The sequence below is a fragment of the Methanoculleus sp. UBA413 genome (genome assembly GCF_002502935.1).
GTDB lineage: Archaea > Halobacteriota > Methanomicrobia > Methanomicrobiales > Methanoculleaceae > Methanoculleus > Methanoculleus bourgensis.
This window is the reverse complement of the sequence record NZ_DAQR01000036.1, coordinates 1-1,220: the sequence shown is the minus strand read 5'-3', so window position 1 is coordinate 1,220 and position 1,220 is coordinate 1. Positions and strand designations below refer to the sequence as shown.

Genomic DNA, 1,220 nt, shown 5'->3' with positions numbered 1-1,220 from the left:
CCCCTCCCGTGCCGGTGACGGTATGGCTTACCGTATCGTAATTTGTCCAGGTGACCGTCGTGTTCTCCTCGACCGTGAGCGAGGCAGGGTGATACGCCCCTCCCCGTATCTCGACTGCGGCCGTCGCCGCCAGGGCAGGCAGAGCGATGAGGCCGATGGCCAGGGCTGCCGCGAGCCAGAGAATAACAGGATTTCCCTTCATAATTTCACCACATCTATGAATCTGACAGGAGAGCAGCCGATTTCTGGACTGCAGAATTCGAACACACCTTCACTCGCCGGTGGTTCGCGTCGACACTGATCACGCCCTCAAACGGGTCCAGCACCGCTCATCGCTGTCACGCGCGGTGAGATAGTCCCACAATTATATAATTGTTATTATATTTTGAAGAGGAGACCTACGAGGCACAGGCGAGGGGCGAACTGCCGAATACCGATGTATCAGCTGCAGAAGATCAGTGCTGATCCAGGGCAGCTGATATTCCACGCACCCCGGGTTGCCGCTTTGCGACCACATTACGGTCGTTCAGAACGGCCCGTCCTGCTCGAAGCTCCTCTTCAGCCTGATAGCAAGTTCCGCCTTGAAGAGTTCTTTTCCGAGGTAGGCGGCGTGGTCGAGGCGCGAAAGGCTCCCGTTACCAAGAAGCGTGTAAAAGACGTCCTCCCAGTGCCTCCCCCGCACGGCACGGCCCCGGTGGACCGCCACGACAAAATCCCCCTCGATACCGATGCGGATGCACCCGAGCGGATCGTAGGTGATCTCATCAGGCGTGGAGCGCGCCTCCATGACGCTCTCGTACTCCAGCGGGGGTTCGTGCCGACGCCGCTTCTCTTTCAGGACCAGGAGATCGATCCCCAGGTCCTTGGGGTATGGGCGGCCGGTCATCAGCGCCATCATCTCGGTCGCCCGCCGCATCTCGGCCACCGATCCCATGGTCTTGTCGCTGTGCTCGCTCGTGAAGATGACGGCGGCACCGACCTCATGCGCCATCCCCGCAAGCAACGCGTTCGCCCCCGGAGAGTCGGCGTCCAGGAGTTCCACGACGTTTCCTGCCCCAAAGAAGAGCGGATAGGAAACACCCCAAAAACCCTGGAGCGAACCGGTGAGCCCGGATCCCACCGGCTGGAGGAGGGGGTCGGCGATAAGACAGCAGATCCCTGCCTCCTCTGCCGCCGCAAGGTTCTCAGAAAGCGTCTGCTCGCGCGGCACCACGACCGCG

General features: G+C 61.0%; 1 protein-coding gene and 1 pseudogene. Both read right to left on the bottom strand.

The genetic code is table 11. The features are described from left to right. Positions 1-202 (bottom strand): annotated as a pseudogene (locus tag BP858_RS02750) (fasciclin); the annotation flags it as partial. 324 nt (positions 203-526) lie between these two features. Then, the coding region (locus BP858_RS02745) for a DUF4346 domain-containing protein (RefSeq protein WP_422656677.1) at positions 527-1,220 on the bottom strand (694 nt) is incomplete at its 5' end.